The following is a 3842-nucleotide window of genomic DNA, read 5'->3' as shown; positions in this document are numbered from 1 at the left end:
TCGGCTACCAGCACCCGAAGGTCGTCGCCGCGATCCAGGAACAGGCCGCGACCCTGTCCACGTTCGCGCCCGCCTTCGCCGTCGAGGCGCGCTCGGAGGCGGCCCGGCTGATCGCCGAGCGGACCCCGGGCGACCTGGACAAGATCTTCTTCACCAACGGCGGCGCGGAGGCCGTCGAGAACGCCACGCGGATGGCCCGGCTGCACACCGGCCGTCCGAAGGTGCTCTCCGCCTACCGCTCGTACCACGGGGCCACCTCCACGGCGATCAACCTCACCGGCGACCCGCGGCGCTGGCCGAACGACCTCGGCGCGGCCGGTGTCGTCCACTTCTGGGCGCCGTTCCTGTACCGCAGCCCCTTCCACTCCGACAGCGAGCGGCAGGAGTGCGAGCGCGCCCTCCAGCACCTGGAGGACACGATCGCCTTCGAGGGGCCCGCGACGATCGCGGCCGTGATCCTGGAGACGATCCCGGGCACCGCGGGGATCATGACGCCGCCGCCGGGCTACCTCGCCGGGGTGCGCGAGATCTGCGACCGCTACGGGATCGTCTTCGTCCTGGACGAGGTCATGGCCGGGTTCGGGCGGACCGGCAAGTGGTTCGCGGCCGACCACTACGAGGTGACGCCGGACCTGATGACCTTCGCCAAGGGCGTGAACTCCGGCTACGTGCCGCTGGGCGGCGTGGCGATCTCCGGCGCCATAGCCGAGACCTTCGCCCGGCGGCCCTACCCGGGCGGGCTCACCTACTCCGGGCACCCGCTGGCCTGCGCCGCCGCCGTCGCGACGATCAACGCCATGGAGGAGGAGGGGATCGTCGGCCAGGCCGCCGCCATCGGCGAGCGGGTCCTCGGACCGGGGCTGCGCGAGCTGGCCGAACGGCACCCGAGCGTCGGCGAGGTGCGCGGCACGGGCGCCTTCTGGGCGCTGGAACTGGTGAAGGACCGGGAGACCCGGGAGCCGCTGGTCCCGTACAACGCCTCGGGCGAGGCGAACGCGCCGATGGCCGCGTTCGGCGCGGCGGCCAAGGCCCGCGGTCTGTGGCCCTTCATCAACATGAACCGCACCCACGTCGTCCCGCCGTGCAACATCACCGAGGCCGAGGCCAAGGAGGGACTGGCGGCCCTGGACGAGGCGCTGTCGGTGGCGGACGAGCACACGGTGTGATGCCGTAGGGCGTGCCGGGTGTCGCCGGACGGGCGAGACCCCGCGGACACGCTCCAGGGGCTCCGCGCCCCTGTGGGGGCCGGTCGCGCCGGTCTCCCGCGCCCTGGGGGTGCGGGAGACCGGTCGGCCGGCCCCCACGGCGTATGGTGGCCTGCTCGAAGAGATACGCGAGCAGACATCCGCGCCCACCCACGCGACGGGGAGTGAGACCACCACCATGGCCGGCATCGGCGGCAGCGGCGCCGTAACACGCAGCACCCTGCGGCAGCAGATCGCGGACGCGCTCCGTGACGAGGTGCTCGGGGGTCGCCTCCGGCCGGGCCAGGAGTTCACGGTGAAGGAGATCGCCGAGCAGTACGGCGTCTCCGCCACCCCGGTCCGCGAGGCCCTGGTCGACCTGTCGGCCCAGGGCCTCCTGGACGCCGACCAGCACCGCGGCTTCCGCGTCCACGAGTACTCCGGCGCCGACTACCGCGGCATGATCGAGGCGCGCAGTCTGATCACGGAGGGCATGTTCCAGCACCTCGTGGCCACCGGCATGCCGCAGGCCGACGACCCCCGTGCGCTCGCCGCCCTCGCGGCCGTCCGGCGCCGCGGCGAGGAGGCCCAGCGCGCGGCCACCGCCGGAGACCTGAACATCCTCATCGGCTACGACCTGCGTTACTGGCGCGAACTCAGCAACCTGTTCGGCAACACCTATCTCGCCGACTTCCTGCACCGGATGCGGGTCCAGTCGTGGGTCTGCACGGTCCAGCACCTGCGCCACGTCTCCGACCTCAGGGGCCATCTGTGGTCCGGCCACACCGCGCTGGTGGACGCCCTCGCGCGCCGCGACGCCGACGGGGCCCGGGCGATCGTGACGGCGTACAACGAGCACGCGCTCACCCTCATCGAGCGCCTCGACGCCCCCTGAAGAGGCGGGCCGGGGTCCGGATCGTCCCGTTCCCGTGTTTGAGGGCACCCGCTCCGGGCGATCGGGGGAATGGGGGCGCGGCTCCCGGGAACGAACGACCCCGTCCGCCCGGTGGCCTACTTGCGTACCGGCCTCTTCACAGGACCGCCACGCGCATTACGCTGCCCTGACCACCCTGCACCCCAAGGAGCAAGAGGAGCCGTCTGTTGGCCTGTGACCTGTGGTTGGTCCCGCTCGTCGACGTGCTGTGCCACACCCCCGACAACCCCTTCGCCGAGGAACTGGCGCTCTACGACAAGGTGCTCGCCGAGGCCGGGCTCCCCCCGGTGCCGGTGTACGCGTACATGCCGGGCCTGTCGGGTGACGTGGCCCCGGTCGCCGGATTCGACTACGACGCGCTGCACTTCCTGCGCCGCGCGTACCTGCTCCAGATGTGCGGGCTCGCGGTGGCGCCGGTCGACGAACTCGGCGGCGACTACGAGCAGTTGCTGGAGATGTTCGAGACGAACGCCCAGCAGTCCCATCTGGTCTGGCACTACGACCACGCGGGCGCCTACGTACCGGTGGAGTTCCCGCACCCGCTGGCCAACGACGAACTGCTCGCGGGCGGCGGGCCCCTGGGCTCGTCGCAGGTTCTCCTGCGCGAACTCGAGTTCGTGGCTCCCGCGATCGGCATCGACCCGGCCAACCCCCCGGCGCCGCCGCAGCCTCCGAGCGTCCCGACGGAGCTGGAGGAGCCCGCCGCTCCGGCCCCCTACGACTCCAGCCCCTTCGCCCGCGAACGCCACGTCTGGCTGGGCCTGCACGCGGCGGCGACCCGGAGCCTCGCCCAGGGCTCCATGATCGTCTTCAGCTGATCCGGCCGTTCTCCGGTGCGGGGCCCGCCTCGTGGCCCCGCACCACGGTCCGGCCGGGGCACCGCGATCCGGCCAGGGCACCGCGGTCCCGCCCGAGGCACCGCGGTCCCGCCCGAGGCCGTCAGCCCGGCTGGGACAGCCCCTTCGCGAGATCGTCGGGGTTCATCACGGGGGAGAACTCGACCCGGGCGCCGAGATCCGTGAAGAACGGCTCGGCGATCACCGGCATCTGACTGCTGTCCTGCATGTCGAAGACCAGGCAGCAGGTGCGGCCGCCCTCGTGGGCGGTGAAGCAGGCCGATTCCGGCTTCACCCGGTCCATCGTCTCCCGCATCGGCTCCGGCAGCTTTCCGCTGCGGACGAGTTCGTTGGCCTTGTCCGTGTCCATGGTCGCCTCGAGCATCACGCGCATCGCGCCCACCTTCTCCGCCGTTCGACGCGCAGGCCCCCGAGACGCGCTTTCAGGCCGTTCCCGTCGCGGGCGCCCTGCCCACCTCGCGCCGGGCCGGCTCCACGGTGGCGGGTGCGGATACGGGTGCGGATACGGGTGTGCCCCCGGTCGTCGGCCGGGGGCACACCCGTGGAAAAGCCGTTCCCGCTCCGCGCGGGACGGCCGGTCCGCGCTAGATGAACGAGTTGATCTCGATCGTCTCGTCGCGGCCCGGGCCGACGCCGATGGCGGAGATCGGGGCGCCCGACATCTCCTCCAGCGCCTTCACGTAGGCCTGCGCGTTCTTCGGGAGGTCACCGAAGCTCTTCGCCTTGGTGATGTCCTCCGACCAGCCGGGGAGGGTCTCGTAGATCGGCTTCGCGTGGTGGAAGTCGGTCTGGGAGTACGGGAGTTCCTCGACGCGCTTGCCGTCGATCTCGTACGCCACGCAGACCGGGATCTGCTCCCAGCCGGTC

The 3842-nt window shown here is 72.1% G+C and carries 5 protein-coding genes; 3 read left to right on the top strand and 2 right to left on the bottom strand.

All coding sequences use genetic code 11. From position 1 onward, the window contains the following. From CW362_RS42470 to CW362_RS42460, 3 genes are all read left to right on the top strand, one after another. A partial coding sequence (locus CW362_RS42470) for an aspartate aminotransferase family protein (RefSeq protein WP_103554915.1) occupies positions 1-1166 on the top strand: 1166 nt, incomplete at its 5' end. A 217-nt stretch (positions 1167-1383) separates the two neighbouring features. Then, entirely contained in the window at positions 1384-2079 is a 696-nt protein-coding gene (locus tag CW362_RS42465) for a GntR family transcriptional regulator (protein WP_103554914.1), read from the top strand. Positions 2080-2285: 206 nt separating this feature from the next. Next, positions 2286-2936 (top strand): hypothetical protein, encoded by a 651-nt coding sequence (locus CW362_RS42460; RefSeq protein WP_103554913.1) that lies wholly within the window; start codon positions 2286-2288, stop codon positions 2934-2936. Positions 2937-3057: 121 nt separating this feature from the next. On the opposite strand, the gene CW362_RS42455 is transcribed toward CW362_RS42460, so the two are convergent. Both CW362_RS42455 and CW362_RS42450 read right to left on the bottom strand, forming a co-directional pair. Then, complete coding sequence (locus CW362_RS42455) at positions 3058-3348, bottom strand: DUF3303 family protein (RefSeq protein ID WP_103554912.1); 291 nt, start codon at positions 3346-3348, stop codon at positions 3058-3060. 211 nt (positions 3349-3559) lie between these two features. Further along, a partial coding sequence (locus tag CW362_RS42450; protein WP_206301225.1) for an adenylosuccinate synthetase occupies positions 3560-3842 on the bottom strand: 283 nt, incomplete at its 5' end.

This window comes from Streptomyces populi (assembly GCF_002911015.1).
Lineage (GTDB): Bacteria > Actinomycetota > Actinomycetes > Streptomycetales > Streptomycetaceae > Streptomyces > Streptomyces populi.
Note: the sequence above shows the minus strand (reverse complement) of the source record. Positions and strands in the feature narration are given on the sequence as shown.

Bases quoted from the DNA above. Each gene is read 5' to 3' on its own strand.
- CW362_RS42465 (WP_103554914.1), top strand. From the start codon at position 1,384: ATGGCCGGCATCGGCGGCAGCGGCGCCGTAACACGCAGCACCCTGCGG.
- CW362_RS42455 (WP_103554912.1), bottom strand. From the start codon at position 3,348: ATGCGCGTGATGCTCGAGGCGACCATGGACACGGACAAGGCCAACGAA.